9 protein-coding genes are annotated in these 16,730 nt (G+C 55.2%); 6 read left to right on the top strand and 3 right to left on the bottom strand.

All coding sequences use genetic code 11. The annotated features are described in order from the left end of the window. Nucleotides 1–11: 11 nt before the first annotated feature. From ACQK2L_RS19705 to ACQK2L_RS19695, 3 genes are all read right to left on the bottom strand, one after another. Nucleotides 12–2,567, bottom strand: a complete 2,556-nt coding sequence (locus tag ACQK2L_RS19705; RefSeq protein WP_425398754.1) for a sodium:solute symporter family transporter — start codon at nt 2,565–2,567, stop codon at nt 12–14. Nucleotides 2,568–2,793: 226 nt separating this feature from the next. Then, on the bottom strand, nt 2,794–3,786 hold the full coding sequence (locus tag ACQK2L_RS19700) for a dihydrodipicolinate synthase family protein (protein ID WP_425398753.1): 993 nt from the start codon (nt 3,784–3,786) through the stop codon (nt 2,794–2,796). A 557-nt stretch (nt 3,787–4,343) separates the two neighbouring features. Continuing rightward, a complete protein-coding gene (locus tag ACQK2L_RS19695; protein ID WP_425398752.1) occupies nt 4,344–5,363 on the bottom strand; it encodes a DUF1559 domain-containing protein in 1,020 nt (339 codons plus the stop codon). A gap of 304 nt (nt 5,364–5,667) precedes the next feature. Here ACQK2L_RS19695 and ACQK2L_RS19690 point away from each other — a divergent pair, with 304 nt between their 5' ends. The 6 genes from ACQK2L_RS19690 to ACQK2L_RS19665 all read left to right on the top strand — a co-directional run bounded on the left by ACQK2L_RS19690 (nt 5,668) and on the right by ACQK2L_RS19665 (nt 16,628). Next, on the top strand, nt 5,668–6,801 hold the full coding sequence (locus ACQK2L_RS19690; protein WP_425398751.1) for a substrate-binding domain-containing protein: 1,134 nt from the start codon (nt 5,668–5,670) through the stop codon (nt 6,799–6,801). A 206-nt stretch (nt 6,802–7,007) separates the two neighbouring features. Then, nucleotides 7,008–7,664 carry a PEP-CTERM sorting domain-containing protein gene (locus tag ACQK2L_RS19685; RefSeq protein ID WP_425398750.1) on the top strand — a complete coding sequence of 219 codons (657 nt, stop codon included), beginning with the start codon at nt 7,008–7,010 and terminating at the stop codon, nt 7,662–7,664. 245 nt (nt 7,665–7,909) lie between these two features. Beyond that, nucleotides 7,910–11,980 carry a PEP-CTERM sorting domain-containing protein gene (locus ACQK2L_RS19680; protein WP_425398749.1) on the top strand — a complete coding sequence of 1,357 codons (4,071 nt, stop codon included), beginning with the start codon at nt 7,910–7,912 and terminating at the stop codon, nt 11,978–11,980. A gap of 81 nt (nt 11,981–12,061) precedes the next feature. Continuing rightward, on the top strand, nt 12,062–14,320 hold the full coding sequence (locus tag ACQK2L_RS19675; RefSeq protein WP_425398748.1) for a sialidase family protein: 2,259 nt from the start codon (nt 12,062–12,064) through the stop codon (nt 14,318–14,320). 6 nt (nt 14,321–14,326) lie between these two features. Continuing rightward, nucleotides 14,327–15,943 (top strand): sialate O-acetylesterase, encoded by a 1,617-nt coding sequence (locus ACQK2L_RS19670; RefSeq protein WP_425398747.1) that lies wholly within the window; start codon nt 14,327–14,329, stop codon nt 15,941–15,943. Nucleotides 15,944–16,457: 514 nt separating this feature from the next. After that, nucleotides 16,458–16,628, top strand: a complete 171-nt coding sequence (locus tag ACQK2L_RS19665) for a hypothetical protein (RefSeq protein WP_425398746.1) — start codon at nt 16,458–16,460, stop codon at nt 16,626–16,628. The last annotated feature ends 102 nt before the right edge of the window (nt 16,629–16,730 follow it).

The following is a 16,730-nucleotide window of genomic DNA, read 5'->3' as shown; positions in this document are numbered from 1 at the left end:
AGTTGAGTTGCTCACGCGATAGCACGCACTTGCTGTCGAAGGGTGCCCTGGTGGTCGTAGACCGTTAATCCATACAACTGAGTCTGGTTGCTGCCGCCTGTGAGGGCGCTAACCAGGTATCCCACAACGAACGTGGTGACGGCACCTATTGCAGCGTATAGGAAGCGATTGATCGCTAGAGACTCATCGAACATAACCCAAGAGACGGTCGCAAAGCCCGCGAATGCCCCAACGAGTCCTCCTGTTGCATTGCCTCGAAGGGTGAGCATCCCGAGCATGAATAGCCCACTGACAGCTCCACCAAACAACCCAATCACGGATATGAAGGAATCGATGGCCATAGAGCCACCCACCACCGTGAGCCAACAGGCAATGAGTGTACCAAGAAGGCCAATAGAGGCCGTCATTACGCGAGCCAGCAAAAGGTAGCCAGCGTCGGTGCGGCAGGTCCCAAACGGCATGCAAAAATCGGCGACAATGGCTGTCGCTGTGCTATTCATGCTGGTAGATATCGTGGATTGTGCAGCGGCAAAGATCCCCGCAACCACCAACCCCGCCACTCCAGCCGGCAACTGGTTGGCGACAAACAGTGGTAGGATAGAATCGTTTCGCATCCCTACGTCCAAGAGCGTGGGATGCGTTTTGTAAAAGACGTACAGTGCAGAGCCCATTGCAAAGAACAGGCTACTACCGAATACCCCCATCCAAGCCGTAGTCCACATGGCACGACGGGCACCGCGTTCGTCTCTTGTTGTTAGATATCTTTGGACGACGGCTTGGTCCGCGGTGTAAGAGTAGAGGGAGGCGAAGAACTGACCTACAACTACAACCCAAACGGTAGTGGTCGCCCAGCTTCCCCAGGAGAAGTCTAGATCCGCAAGATGTAGTTTGCCATCCTGGAAGGCTGTATCAATACCGCCCAATAGGCCACCCTCTACGTTGGCTACCACTACCCCAAAGGCGAGCAGTAACCCTCCCAGCAGCACGAGGGTCTGAATTGCGTCTGTCCAAACCACCGCTTCTACACCGCCTAGTGTGCAGTAGACGACGCTCAGAATCCCCATCAGCATTACGCACTGAAGTATCGAGAATGGCGTTATGGCGGCCAATGCTAGTGCGGGGAGGTACATCACAATGGCCATGCGGGCCAGTTGAAACAACACGAACTGCAGACTGGCAAACACCCTCACGGAGTAGCTGAATCGCCGTTCGAGGTACTCATACGCGCTTGTTGCGTCAAGACGCCGAAAGAAAGGAATTACCAGGGAGACGACGATCAGTGCGATGGGCACAATGGTCAACTGTGCAAGGTAGTACTTCCAATCGGTAGCGTATGCCTTGGCTGGCAATGCCACGAAGGTGATAGAGCTCAGCATGGTGGCGAAGATGCTTAGCCCAGCCACCCAAAATGGTACGCGTTGCCCCCCTCTGAAGAAGTCGTTGGTGGTTTTGGTCCTAGTCGCAAAGAACCCGCCCACGATGAGAATACCCAGTGTATAAACTCCAAGCACGGTATAGTTCAACCCGCCAAACGTGGCAGTCGCCGTCAACACTTTGAAAGACTGCACTTGATTGGTGCGAACGCCGGGTTTTACCTCGCCGCTGGGAATCACATACCGATCGCCCCATTGAGCGATGCCCGTGGTCACAACGCCCTGTGGCATGTCGTCCACTACGGCCCACGTATCGGTGATTGTATGGTATGCAAGAACGGTATTAGGAAACTCCGGCCGCTCATCTACCGGTAGCACGACGTACCTGCCGGTAGAGCCGCTAAAAACCATCACATGACTCTGGCCGAGCCCAAGCCCTACTCCAGCAACTACAGGCCACCTAGATTGGGCGTACTTGGTGGAACGGATGCCTCGTCGCGGATCCCGAACTATTGGCAATTCTGCCACCGCCGACCATGTCTCACGTATAGGGTCGAATCGATAAGCATCCGTGAAATGCTCAAACCTCTCCAAGTCGGGCGATCCATCCGCTTGGTAACGAGGATTGGAACCACTGATCAGGAAGAGATTAACTTGACCAGAACCAATGCTCTGCGCGGCAACCACGCTCTTATGTCGCGGAGATCCCGGATAGGCAGGGAGGTTCGTTGTCCACTTCCACTCTTCCGCGTCTTCAGTTTGATCGATATCTAAAGACCAGAAGAATTTTTCGTCTAGCCGATCCGCGCCTTCAGATCTGCCTGCGCCTTGCACGTAGACAGTCGATCCAATCATCGCACCTGAGAGGTAGCTGGCTGCCTTGGGCAGTGACGGGAGCGTATCGACGTGGACGTTCTTGGTCTTTTCATCCCAGGCAAGTCGAAAGACATCGCGCACCGGAGTGCCATCTTCCTCGCCGCCAATCAGCAACACCCCCAGAGGGTACGACACGGACGCACCGTATGCGATCCGCTTAGGCAGTCGGCCACCAATCATCCATTCGTCGGCCGGCTCACCTTCGGCCGTCCGCGTCAGGACGAAAATACCATCGTGCCACTTCTTGGCCCCGCCGGTCCATGGTGGCCCATCAGGAAAGTTGGCGCCACCGGCGACTATCAGTGCGTCGTTGTGCACTCCGACCGCAGGTCCACCGAAGCCAAATTTGTCTGGCAGAGGGGGCAATTGGCTCCAAGAGATTCGCGCGGAGCAGTTGCTCGCCAGACAAAGCAGCACGCTTGCTAACGCTGCATTGATTGAAAGACGGAAACACCAGTTTGCTCGCCAGGACGCCATCAAGAGTTGGAAGCGAGTTTAGAGAGAGTGACTAAGGCAGCCAATGCAGTTGGCCCGTGACTTTGCTTCAGAGAGATGACGCTCTAGAGCTTACGCCATCACGTTTCCAAGGCGAAGTAGGTATATGAGGCTTATTGACCCTACTGGCTTCATCTGGCGTTGAGTGCACGAATGGGAAGCCAATATCTAAGAGTCGTTGAGTGATTTCGCCTTTTTGATCTTCCTTCAAGCCGTGCAAGGGCTCTCGGACGCCTCCGCAATCGATATCGAATATTCGCATGATCGACTTGGCTGCCACCAGATAGCCGTACTCCGCCAGGATGCTGACAGCATCAACGGCCTTCATTTGCAATGAACGAGCCAGGTCAAAGTCTCCTGCGTCGAACGCGCGAATAATGTGGTGAGCCAGCGGCGCCATGTAGTTGTAAGTGCTACCGATAGCGCTTCGCGCTCCAAGTGCATAACCGGCGAGCAGTGCTTCATCGCAGCCAAAGAAGATGTCGAAGCGGCCGTTGTCGACTTGCAAGCACTCCTGAAGCAACGCCAAGTTTGGGTTGGTGAACTTCACTCCAGCGAGGGTGGGAATCTCGGTAGGCGCCACCTTGAGAAATTTAGCCGTTGGCAAGTCGACGCCGGTCAGTTGAGGAATATCGTAGTAGTAGAATGGCGTGTCCGCTGCGGCAGCCGCAACGGGGGCGAAGAATGCGACAAGATGGTTGACCGACTGTGGACGGAAGTAGCAAGGAGCGTGAGCCGATATCGCGTCGAGGCCGGTTTGGGCCGCATGGGCCGCAAGGTCAATAGCGTCTCGCTGACTGTTGGCTCCCACTTGTGCGATCGTTCTCAAACCGTAGTTGGGCGCTGAATCAGCCCATGCTTCTGCAATATCCATCCGTTCACGAACCGAGAGTGACATGCCTTCGCCTGTCGAGCCGCACAGGAACACTCCCGACACGCCCGAACTACTCAGGTGCGCAGCCAGTTTCTCAATCTGAGATAGATCGACGTTACCTTTGGCATCAAAAGGAGTGGGTGGGGGAGCGATCAGGGATATAGGCATGACGCGATTCGCAGTGATATGACAGGTGAGGGATTTTGCGCACCAGATGCATCTGGCGCTCTATTTGTCTAGGTTGAAATCGTGGTTCATGGAACTCTTGTCGCCGGACACTTGGAGTGTCAGTTGGCTCTCTCGGTGGTACTTCGCGGGAATATAATTGACACGCGCGCCTGTGCGACCTCCAGATATCATGTCTTGACTCTCGCCGCCCCCTTTGGTGTCGTAGCCCTCTATTTGAACCGTATGCTTGCCAACGGGGACACCACCTTTGGCGATCGCCTCATAACGACCTTCTACGATAGGCGCGCCGGATACAGGGCCCTGTGTCCCCTCAATGGGAACAAAACGGATTTCACCGTTCTGTACCGGATTTCCGTTGTACGTCACGGTCCCTTCGACGGTGACTTTGTCTAGACCTCCAGAGTCGGCGCATCCTAGGCACAGCGCTGCAGGGAGCAACCAGAGGAAACGGTTGAAAGGGTGGAAAGAGCTCATTTTGGATTGCGATGGAGTCAAGTTCGGCTAATGAAGGTTAAGCGATTCCCTCTTGAATGGAGCTATCGCACGGGTGGCGAGATCGGATCAGGTCCCTGGATTCCGGTGGCATTTTCGCCTGTGATAATTTCGCCATCTGCGCGCGTAGCGTATGCATGCAGCACATTCTGGTTGGTGTCTTCGTTTAGGAAGCGGGTGCTACCATCAGAATACAGAAAGTGACATCCCCCTGGATGGTATGAAGAGAAGCCAACCTCGGTGTAGTACTCTTGGTGCCGATTTCCTCCATCGCCGTCGAATGGATCAATGCCATCGTCCCGCCCACCAGGTAGCGAACCAAAAGGATTGATACCCCGACTGACATCCTGCAAATTCCAACCAATCCAAGTGTGGCCGATCCATGCTTCACCAAACGATGGGTGCCTTCCGCGACCACCTGTCACTTCTCCGGTGATCACCGTGTTGCTTGTACCATCGGTGCAGTCTTTCACACGTAACGCGCGGGTGTTTATCATCATGCCACGGGCATTGTCGCGGCACTTTGAAATTGATCCCTCTTCGATCCAGAGAAAGGCACCCGCTACTCCAGCCATGTTGCTGCGTCGATAGTCGTCGTTGGGGCCTGGACCCACGTTGAAGCCGCTAGAAACTTCGACCCACGTCGATTCGGAGGCGTCACTCGGACATAAGTAGGCTTCGATGAGAATTCCCCCAACTTCTCTCATGCCGGGATCGATGATGTTGCCAGCCGGTCCGTCCTGGAAGCCATCAAACCCCGAGGCCTGCTCAATGAAAGGCAAAAGTTTGGCACCCCATCCGGGTGCGTGATAGTAACTGGGCGTCAGTCTGTTGATCTGTCCCTCAGGAAACTCCCCGTTAGTTGAATGGTAGTTGTGCAGTGCCACACCGATTTGGTGAAAGTTGTTTTGACACTGCGTTCGACGAGCAGCCTCTCGTGCTGATTGCACAGCAGGAAGCAACAGACCGACCAGAATGCCGATGATGGCAATAACCACCAGCAACTCGACAAGAGTAAAACCTCGCTTCACCTCAACCTTGAAGAACGAACGAGACCGGCACATGGCACTTCCCTTATAATGATCTCATGACTTTGGAAAAGGCGTATCGGGGGATCTACAAACCGGACAAAGCCTAGCCGAGTTAGCCACAATATGAAACGAAATTACTTTCCCCCCAATACGGCTCCGATTCTCTCAATTTGAAGATGACAATGCTTGCGAAAAGGCGCAAATCTTGTCATAATATACGCAACACGGGATCCAATCTCCGGTCACAATCGAGTCGTAACGTATGGCGCGTCGCGTCTCATCTCCGACATCCGACGCCTTCCGCGTAGGCCTAGTTATGCAGACTGGGCAAGAGCTAATGCGCGGTATCACTCGGGGCGTCTATCGGTTCCTCCGCGTCAATCGCCATTGGCGCATCAAAGGCGATGGACAGTATCCATTGCTGCAATGGGAGGAGGTTGCAAGCTGGCGTGGCGATGGTTTGATTGCCGTGGTGAATTCCGAACGGCATCTCGAAATACTAACCAGTGCGGGCGTGCCAGCGGTTAACACTGGATCTCGCATTATCGACCCCCAATTCGCGAATGTGGCGTGCGACAGCCGGGCGATCGGAGAGCTCGCCGCTGAGCATCTGTTGCATTGCGGCTTGAAGCACTTCTTGTTCATGAGCGAGTTGCGATGGGAGAATGAGCGGCAACGGTTTGAAGCCTTTGAAGAGACGGTCACTAAAGCTGGAAGTCAGTGCCAGGGGCTTAAGCTCGATGTGAACGAATACGTTGCCGCAGATTCTTCAGGACACTACCGCCCTGATTTGAATGCGATTGCCAAGGCGCTAAAGTTGGCTCGCAAGCCACTGGGAGTTTGTACGCCGAATTCGGGACTGGCGCGACTGGTTGTCGAAGTCGCTCTGGAGTGCGGTTTCGAGGTACCCGACGACATTGCCGTGATCGGAGTCAACGACGACCCTTTGCTCTGCGAGTCAACGGTTCCCCACCTTTCGGCGGTCGTGCAACCAGCCGAACAAATTGGCTATGAGGCCGCGGTGCTGCTCGACGCTGCCATGGCTGGCAAGCAGGCCGAGCCAAGTGTGAAGTGGTTGCCCCCACTGGGAGTTGCAGCCCGGCAATCTACCGACATGCTTGCTGTCGATGAAGAAGATGTCCGCGCGGCGTTAAAGTTCATTCGGGAGAACGCTCATCTGCCAATTGAAGTAAGCGACATCGCAGAACACACTGCTATCTCACGACGAACTCTCGAAACCAAGTTTCGAACGTCCATCGGTCGGACGCCAGGAATGGAACTGCGCCGTGTGCGACTCGAGATGGCAAAGAAACTGTTGGCCGAAACCACGGACTCAATTACGCATGTTGTGTTCGCCTGCGGATTTAACAGCAGGCAGGTATTTAGCAGTCTTTTTCGGAAGGCGACTGGCGTCAGTCCACGCGAATATCGGCGGCAAATTCAAATGGATGTGCTCGTGCGTCGCCCCTGACCAGATGCGGGCAGCCTCAGTGCCCAGCTCGGCCGCTTGCGCAAATTATGACAATTATTGCGCCTTTTCCTAAGCATATTCGCTTGACTGCCGGAATAATCTGACTGGGTTGGAAAGGCCTTCAGCACGAAATCTGACTGCCTGCTCCAATTTGCTCTTCTCTCTTCACGTACAAACCCGCGCGATCTACCTTGGAGGTGCCTCTAATGAAGTGGTCTCATCTAGCCCTGTTTGCCCTAGCTGCGACCAGTTGTGTCGCTGCCTCGGGCGCAACAATTTTCTACGACGATTTCGAATCGGACGCCGCGGCCGACCCGGCCGTAATGGCCAACTGGGTCCACAACGGCAACGGTGCCGGCTCGAATGCTAGCCGCCTTTTCGACACAGGCAATTTCGGCGGAACGCGACTATGGATCGCCAGCGCCGCGAATGCAGCGGCAGGCAGTGGTATCGATAGTACGGCTACAATAACGCTCGCCCCCAACACTCCATACGAATTCTCCGCAGCCATCGTCACAGAGACCTTTGACGGCGATCGAACGGCAACGGGCACGTACGACCTGTTGATTGGAGGAACAAGCCTAATCGGTGGGCCTCAGGCCTTTGCCGCACGTGGAGACGATGCCGATGGGCTCAACCCTAACGACAGCAATGCGTACGATGACCAATTAACAACCGAGGTCTTCGACTCGGGCGCGGGTGGCGATCTGACAATTTCAATCGCCTTCGACGGCACCGACGCGTCCAATCCCTTCGTCGGTATTGACAACGTGGCGATTACAGAGGTTCCCGAGCCGTCGACATTGCTTATCCTTGGAATTGGACTAGCCGGGGCGTGCGCAATCTTGCGTTCGCGAGCTTGAAAAGATGTTGGCGGGTGTTCGCTCCTATCAACGAGGGTGAAGATGCTTGCCGTCGCGTTTGGGCAGCGACGCGACGGCAAGCCTTCATTCCCTTACAAGGTGACGTGGGCAGTCGCTTTCGGCTTGCAAGGGCAAGAGAACACCGGTCCATAATGGAGCATTTTGCACCACCGAGCACTTGCATAGTTGACCTAGTAAGTATCCGATCGAATTGAAGCCCAATCCATCTTTAGGAGATGTATAAGATGTTGTTTAGTCGAGTTCAGGGATTTGCAGCGGGAGTAGCTGTACTTGCCGTGATGTCTGGCAGCGCTTCGCTTTGGGCTGCGTTTGATGGCTTCAATGTGCTATCGAGCACATTCGACAACCAGTACGCCGGCAACGAGATCTTTGATGGCTCCGCAGCCATTAATGGTTGGGGTACCGCCGGAGGAGCAGAGGATGACGATCTGTTGCTGAACGGATCAAACGTCACATTGACTTACGATGACACCAACGGTTGGCTGCAGCAAGATAACGGTTCAACACCATGGGAGCTTGGAAGTGGCAGTTGGACAATGGAGGTTCGAGCGAGAGTTGGTGTTACGGGAACCGGCAACGGTGGTTTTGTTGTTTGGGGAGCCCTAAACGGCAACCGAGACATTCTCACCGTTCGGGAAGGTGCCGTGACCAACTTGGGTGGAACGGTTTTCAACACCAGTAGCAACACCGATGACTTCCACGACTTTCGCCTGGTGTACGACGCCGATACCAACGCCTATCACTACTTCCGCGACGCGGTACAGTTGACCCCGCTTGTTGGTGTCGCTCCACAAGCGGGTACTGGTAGTACGCGGCTAATCGTTGGAGACTGCTGCACCAATATCGCGGGGAGCACGTTCGGCGGCATTGGAGAGAGTTTCGAGATCGAATATATCCGATACGACATGACGGGGGCTTACTCACCCACATCCGATCAAGGTGTCACTTCAGTTACTATCGATCGAGACACAGGCAACATCACTCTCACGAACACGACGTCTTCACCGATTCAAAACATCGTCGCCTATTCCATCCTGAGCGACGCTGGTGGACTCACGCAATCGGGTTGGGATCAGCAGGCAAGCGGAACACAGCTGGCCAACGACGACGATGACTGGACTGTCATCACGTCCGTCGGTGACACTACTGATCTTTCCGAAGCGGTACTTTCGACTTCAGGCGCCGGCGATGGTGGCGACCTTGCCGCAGCTGCCGGTACTTGGAACTTCGGAAACGTCTGGACCAAGAGCCCATTCGAAGACGTGGCAGTCGAGTTGCTGCTCGACGACGGCACGATCTTGAACAGCGGCTCCGATTTTCAGTTGAGCTACCAGGGCAACGGGGATGAGGCGTTTGCTCTAGGCGATCTAGCCGGCGCCACCATTAATGATGGCCCAGATGGAGATATCGACTTGGTCGACTGGCAGAAACTCAAGGCCGTATACGGCAGCGACGTCTCTGGACTTACACAAGTTGAAGCGTACATTGCCGGTGACCTCAACGGAGATGGCTCTTCGGATTTCAGCGACTTCAACGAGTTTCGTTCGCTTTTCGACGCTGCAAACGGACCGGGAGCATTTGCGCTGGCCATTTCAGGGGCGCAAGTACCTGAACCTACGACTTGGGTTCTGGCCCTAATGGGCGCTGGCTTAGTTGCACTGCGCTGCCAAAGAACTCCCAGATTCGCTCAGTTAGTCCCCGTTGCTTTAGTCGCGATTGCATGCGTGACATTGTTGTCCAATATCGCAACCGCTCAGGTATCCGTATCGATATTCTCGGACGACTTTCAGGCGTATCCACTGTCGGATCCGGCCGACTTTTCGCCGACCAGCAACTGGACGCACAACGGAGTCGGAACTGCTCCAAACGCAAGCCGCATCTTCGACACAGTTAACTTCGGTGGCACTCGCCTCTGGATTGCAAGTGCCGCCAACGCTGCAGCAGGTACTGGCATCGATAGTCGGGGTATAACCGAGGCCGAAGGTTTGTTTAGCAACACTGACTACAGCTTTAGCGCGGCGTTCGTTGCTGAGACATTCGAGGCCACTCGCACCGCAACTGGGACCTTCGACGTGCTGGTCGGACAGACCCAAGGCACCGCTACTAGCGTGATTGGTGGCCCACAGGCATTCACAGCACGGGGAGACGTTAACGCGGCTGTAGAAGGTAGTATTGATGACACGTACGACGATCAGCGTACTACGCTCAACTTCAACAGTGGCACGATCAACGCAGGCGACCAGTTGTTTATTTCGATCGCTTTTGATGGAACGAACGAAACAAATCCATTCGTTGGAGTGGACGAAGTGGAGATTACCACTGAGGCCGAGATCGGGGCACGTGTTAACACCACGACAGGTAATGTGTCGCTGTTTGGCGACGACGTCTTTGATTTCGACATCACTGGATACTCGCTTACCAGTGCACTGGGGCAATTGTTGTCAGGGAGTTTGAGCAGCCTCGAAAGCCAAGGAATTGGCGATCCCAGCATGACACCCGACGATGGAATCGGATTTGAGGTGCTTGGCACTCCCAACGCGACGGAAATCGCCGAAGGTCACCTGACGACATTCACGACATTTGACAACACCACCAGCTTGTCACTTGGAAACATCTTCAACACAGCCACCGCTCCCGGTGATCGGGATCTGACATTGAGACTGACTACCTCCAGTGGCGAGGAGTTCGACGCACTGGTGGAATACGTGAGCACTGCCGGAGTACCCGGCGACTACAACGGAGATGGAACGGTGAATTTGGCTGACTATACAGTGTGGCGCAACAACTTGGGCGCAGCAGACGAGTCGGCGCTCAATAACAACGGAGACGGTGGTGGAGTGACCACTTCGGACTATTCCTACTGGAAGCAGCGATTTGGAAATACCGCCGGAGCCCTCGCAACCAGCCCAGCCACCGTTCCCGAGCCGACGACGTTGGCCATGCTAGGCCTTGCCGCCGCGGCTCTAGTGGTTCGTCGACGCGTTCCCAGCGTAGGACGATATTTGGTTCTGCTGTGCATGATTGCCTGCGCCGCACCGGTGACTGCTGTAGAGAATGATCGACAGTACGATTTCGGTGACGATCCGGGCGAGACCGCGTCGGCGAACACACCAATGAGTAGCGCAACGTTTGACAGCGCGGGATCTCTAGGTGCTGGAGACCTTCAAGACCTGGCGGTCGTTGGCTCGCCGATGTACGTGAGCGTCAACGATCGCCCTGGCGCTCTGGGAGCAGACCTTGGCGCTTCCTTCAATGGATCGTCTGATGCACTCAATACTGGCATCAGCATGAACGCTCCAGCGCAGATGTGGGACAACTCAACGTTTTTTCCCGGTCCACCACCGCAAATCTTTCCACACAATTACGAGGGGATCTTCTCGCACGGTATCCAACTGTGGGCCAAGCCCGATCAGACCGCGCTTGGCACGGCGACACAAACTTTGGTAAGCGATACCAATGAGCATGGCATCGGAATCTCGGCCGCTGGCAACTGGGAGCTGCTGTACGATGACGAGAGATTCGATACCGGTGTGGCCGTCGTCGATACTCTCGACAGCAATGGTTGGGCCCACGTAATGGAGATCACGCATCCTGGCGGTGCAGCTTTCGGCGGTGCCCTGCTTATCAACGGCGTCGCGGTCATCACTCGCTCCACTTCCTACGATCCCGAGGCAACGCCGCTAGTTATCGGCGCCAACAGCGACGGCGAAGAGGGGTTCGAAAACTACTACGACGGAGTCATCGACGACGTCAGGCTGTTCTTCTGGGGTGACAATAGCGACCAACTTGGCGCCGATGGCGTCGTGGGTGGAACCAACTCGGGTGGTCCCGATCCGACCCCTATCGTGCTAAATGCCGACGGAGAGGATTGGGGTGATATTGGTTTCCTGAGGCCTGAAAGCCTTGATCGACCAGGAGGTGTCAATAATGAGTGGATCGCCCAGGAATTGGCATCGATGGGCGTGACTGATCCCGGTGATGTGAACCTGAGCGGCGGACTTGCCGATGCCGCGGACGAGGCGGCGTTTGTAACCCACTGGCGGAAACGGCAAGTGATCGATGGAGTTCAAGTTGGCGATTGGAACAGTCGCCAGGAAGGAGATTTGAACTACGATGGATACGTCGATCTCCTCGACGTCTACATACTGCATGATAGCTTGACCGCGTCCGGAGCTGGCGGATTCAACTTCAGCCTCTTGAACGGCACTGGCGTTCCCGAGCCATCGACGGCCATCCTTGCGGGCATCGTAGTCATTTCAGTCGGCACCCTGCTCCGCAAACGATCAAGAGCGTGAGCAAGATAGCATCCAAGTGGCGAACGTCGTCATTGGGCAGCTATTTCTGCAGGGTGGTATAGAGAAGAACAAGAGGCAGTTGTGATTCAGTTCCTTTGCCGCGCCGTATCATTTGGCGTGCTGTTGACAGCGATTCTCCCTAGTCCTAAAGCTGGTGCTGAGATACTGACCGAGCAAGATGTACTAGTAGCCGGCCAAGAGGGGTACAGCGTTTATCGCATTCCTGGGTTCAGCGTCGCCGCAGATGGTTCACTTCTACTCTTTGCCGAAGGGCGTCCTGGAGGAGCCGATCCTGGCGCGCCTGGCGACATCGATCTAGTATTCAAAAGAAGTGAAGATGGAGGGGCGACTTGGTCGAATCTGTCCGTTCTGCATGCGCAATCGGGTTTTGACTATTCCGATCCGCGAGCACTCGTCGACAATTCAAGTAGCACAGTTCATCTACAGTACGTCCAATGGCCTACGACATGTGGGCAAACTTGTGTTCCAGTGGGATTAGGCAACAATTCCTCGGTAATCTACTATCAATCAAGCACCAACAACGGACTGACTTGGTCGGGACCGATGGACATCAATGCCCAGGTCAAGGACCCAAGTTGGGCGTCGCTGAATACGGGACCGGGGCTCGGAATCCAACTCCAGTGGCAAGACGGCGCCCCAGACCGAAATGGTCGCCTTCTCATCCCCGCTCATCAACGCCCCCCTTCGTATCGCGGCGTTGCCATCTACAGTGATGATGGAGGCACCACATGGACACGTGGAACAGGCGTGACACCGCACTATGCTGACGAATCGGAGGTCATTGAGCTCACGAATGGCGATCTTCTGTGGGACACCCGACGTGGTGGATCAGGACGCAATCGTTCAATCAGCCATGATGGCGGCGATACTTGGGTAGATGCACACGAGGGTGACATACCGATCTCGGCCGTCGATAGCGCGCTGGTTCGCTACTCGGCTCAACGTTCAGGTGATGATCGTGATCGCATCCTGTTCTCAGGGCCCTTAGGAAGTCCAGCCGGCGCCGGCAACGGGCGTTCTAACATCGGAGTGTGGACAAGCTATGATGAAGGAGAAACATTCATCAATCCGGTCCAAATTCAGAGCGGATCTGCCGCCTACTCGGTTATCGATCGACTGCAGGATGGAACCATCGGGCTGATTTACGAGGTTGGTCACAACACCATCCGCTACGTAAACTTCGATGTAGCGGAGTTAGAGCATGGTGAGTACTCGGCCGCAATGACCCACTATGATGGCTTTAGCAACTCTATTGATCGCATGCGTGGTGGGGTTGGCTGGTCTGGAAGTTGGCAAGGAAACGCTGAGTTTACCAACGTTCCCCAGCCTGAGTTCAACGCCGATAGCAGTGTGCCTTTCCCTGGACTCGGCGTAACCAATCTGGGCGGACGTGTCGACTTCCTCGCGGGCCAGGCTAGCGAAGTCAGTCGTTCACTCGTGGCACAACTCGCACTGGGACAGTCGCAGACGACCTATCTCTCGTTAGTATTGTCCGGCGCTTTGGACACTACACCTGACGACAGCAGCGACGAGTCGTTCGCTGTTGAGTTCCGCGACAGCTCCGGAACAACACAAGCTAGTTTCGGTGTCGATGACAATGAGGCTTTCTTTGTTGATGGACTTGGCGACCGACTTACCACAGCCACAGACGCATTCGAGCGAGGCGGAACTTACTTCTTGGTAGCCAAGATTGTCTCGCAGCACGACGGAGTAAATAATCCGGCTGACCAGGTGTTTTTGAAAGCGTTCAAATCCGGTGTCGATGCCATTCCCACTGACGATGTTTCACTCGATTGGACTCTGGTCGGTAGTGATAGCGAGAATCTATCGTCTATCATCGAGTCGGTGGCGCTGCTAGGAGACTCCAACGCAACTTGGTCGGTCGACGATCTGCGGTTAGGGACAACTTTCGATGCAGTCACGAGCATGTTGGGGGACGGCGAAATCCCCAACGGGCTCGCGGGCGACGTCAACCAGGATGGTATCGTATCTGGCGACGGAACGGGCCCTGCTGACACAGATGATGTCACGGCCTTGATCGAGGGATGGAGAGTTACCACCCTAGGACTGCCAGCTGTCGACAAGGTCAAGCTGGGGGACTTGAATCTCGATGGTGAAACGAACTTGCCCGACGTGTTCATTCTGCACACCGCGTTAGAGGCACAGGGGGGTGCGTTTCCATTTGATGCTCTGACAATCGTTCCCGAACCTGGGACGACGCTACTGACGGTGCAGGCCATTTTCCTGCTGTGGGTGTGTCGAAGCCGACGACTCCCGCGAAACCTGAGGGCCGCTGTAAATCGGGTGTTGCACCGATGATTCAACATGCACTTCTCTACCAGAAATAACAGGGCTGCACTCGTTGTAGTGTTCTTGGCTGTTTCGGCGGTCGACGCGGCTTCTGAGCACCTGGAGGTCTATGTTCTGACGGGCCAAAGTAATTCTCTCGGAACAACGAATCTGGAGGGTAGTGACTTTGAGCCAGGAGTTCATCCCGCAGATTCCCAAACCGCTCTCTTCTGGTCCAACGTTTCAACCGCTTCCTCAGATCCGAAGCACATCGTTCTGTATGGAGATTCTGGTGGTGTATTCTCGACCTTGCAAATACAGCAAGGCGATGGTGTTAGCCCCAACTTTTGGGGACCTGAGTTCGGCTTCGCGCGCACTCTCTTCGACTCGGGTGCTAGAAATGTCGCCATTGTCAAGCTGAGTCGAGGAGGTGGTGGCAATTCGTTCTGGCTACCTACTACTGGACATATGCACAATCACCTGCTCGCCTCGACTTCGGCCTCCGCGACGGCTCAGATCGACTTGGCTTTGAATGCAGCACAAAGTGCTGGCCATACTTTTGAGGTGAAGGGATTCATGTACCTACAAGGAGAGAGCAACAACGCCATTGAAGCCGGCGAGGCCGATATCCGACTTCAATCGTTGGTCACAGACGTGCGGTCGCACATCAATGCCAACTATTCCAATGCTGCGGAAAGCATGTACACAGTTGTTGCCGAGCCTGCCGCCAGCCAATCCACCGCCAATCGTGTTACTACTGCCCACCTTCAAGGAGAACTGGGCGATAACAGAGATGACATTGCGTTTTTTCGCACTCGCGACCTTTCACTCAAGAGCGATGCCATTCACTTTGGTCGAAATGCCAAACTTGAGATCGGCCGCCGCTTTGCCGACGCCTTCAACAGCCAGTCGTGGGTCGAGGCTCCGCATCGGCTCGGCGGCTATTCAGCTAGTGAAGGCAGCGTCAATGCAATTCCACACCCGATTGCCCAGGGGCTCATAGAGACCGGAGCACAAGTACCAGGGGTGACGATGCAGGAGATCAACGATGGCGGCACGCCTGCGTGGCGAATTCTCGATAATAGCCGTAACGCTAATCCAGGGTACCGCGACACTCTGGGCGCGGTCGACTTCCAAGAGATGTTTGACCAGGGATGGGTCCTAACCGCAACTGCCAAAGTCGTTCGCGGAGGCGGGCTTGTGCTCTGGGGAGTCGACACGGCCAATGATCCCGGCTGGGGAGTCGCGGGGACCAGCGGCAATCTAAACGGATTCAAGCTCCAGCGAGTCAATGGCGATGAGTTGGAAGTCGCTCTGTGGTCAGGCGCGACGCCGGTGAACCTGGGACCTGGCTCGGCCGACCACTATCACACGCTCGAACTTCGGGGTGCTGCCGAATCAAGCTTGTTCGATTTTTACATTGATGGAGAACTCCAGAGCGCAGACCTCGATCTCACTAGTGGCGAGGGCCTTGCTGGATTTCAGAATTCACTTGTGTTTAACAGTGGCTCCGTTGGCGGCACGGGACTCGACGTGTACTGGAGCGAGGTATCGCTCCACGTCGTACCAGAGCCCTCGAGTTGTTGGCTGGGCGCAACCAGTTTCATTTTAGCGATGCTCATCCACAAGCTAGCGCTACGAAAATCACTGTGACTGCGATGCAGTTCAGGCCGTAGAGCTACACCCCTCCCTACCAGAGCGTCAAAGTCAGTTGTTCCTCGAAGCACGCCCCACCTGGTAGTCGATCATCAGGCGTGTAAGCTCCCAGCCGCTGATCAGTATTGCCTTCTTGCCTTCGATGCTGTCGACGTAGTCGATGGCCTCTCGTGCTGCGGGTTCTATTGCTCTTCTGCGACTTGCCAGCGGTCTCTCAGTAGGAAGGTGCGGTGTTCATGGGCGGGAGGGTCCAAGTTCGGCCGCCAGGAGTCATTGTGAAAGAGCACCGGCGTTTACGTCCTGCGTAGTTATGAGAAGTAGCTTTGAAATTGTGGGCTGCGATATTCCCGAGTTGTAAGAGTACATCTCACTCAAATGAACGCTTTTTTCGAGGCCCGTGTCGCCTACGCCTTCTACTGCGATGGGCAGCCGCATTCTTCGGTATCTGGTCAAGTTCGTTGAGGGCGTCTTGAGCCCCGTAAGCGTCTAGCTCAAGCAATCTCTCGAAGATTTGCAGACCATCGTCGCGAGTATCGTCGTAGCGTTGAAGTGTCAGGGCGATATCTGCCAACTGCGGGGCGGCCCCGGCGAAAGCGGTACTGATGTCTGCCAACTCGGCTGTCGCTTCCTCGATAAAACCTTCGACTACGTGAGCAACGAGTGTACGCTCATGCCTTACTAGGTCGACCAACCGGTCCAGAAAGAACGTACTCCGGCCTTCGTGCTTGAAAACGCCGTGCGTACACATGCCATCCAAGAGACTGACCGTATACTGGTCTACTGG

Source organism: Aeoliella sp. (genome assembly GCF_965227375.1).
Lineage (GTDB): Bacteria > Planctomycetota > Planctomycetia > Pirellulales > Lacipirellulaceae > Aeoliella.
This window is presented reverse-complemented; position numbering and strand designations above follow the sequence as displayed.

What these genes read in the sequence shown, in the direction of transcription:
- ACQK2L_RS19700 (WP_425398753.1), bottom strand. Translation starts at nt 3,786, where the DNA reads ATGCCTATATCCCTGATCGCTCCCCCACCCACTCCTTTTGATGCCAAA.
- ACQK2L_RS19695 (WP_425398752.1), bottom strand. Translation starts at nt 5,363, where the DNA reads ATGTGCCGGTCTCGTTCGTTCTTCAAGGTTGAGGTGAAGCGAGGTTTT.
- ACQK2L_RS19690 (WP_425398751.1), top strand. Translation starts at nt 5,668, where the DNA reads ATGCGCGGTATCACTCGGGGCGTCTATCGGTTCCTCCGCGTCAATCGC.
- ACQK2L_RS19685 (WP_425398750.1), top strand. Translation starts at nt 7,008, where the DNA reads ATGAAGTGGTCTCATCTAGCCCTGTTTGCCCTAGCTGCGACCAGTTGT.
- ACQK2L_RS19680 (WP_425398749.1), top strand. Translation starts at nt 7,910, where the DNA reads ATGTTGTTTAGTCGAGTTCAGGGATTTGCAGCGGGAGTAGCTGTACTT.
- ACQK2L_RS19670 (WP_425398747.1), top strand. Translation starts at nt 14,327, where the DNA reads ATGCACTTCTCTACCAGAAATAACAGGGCTGCACTCGTTGTAGTGTTC.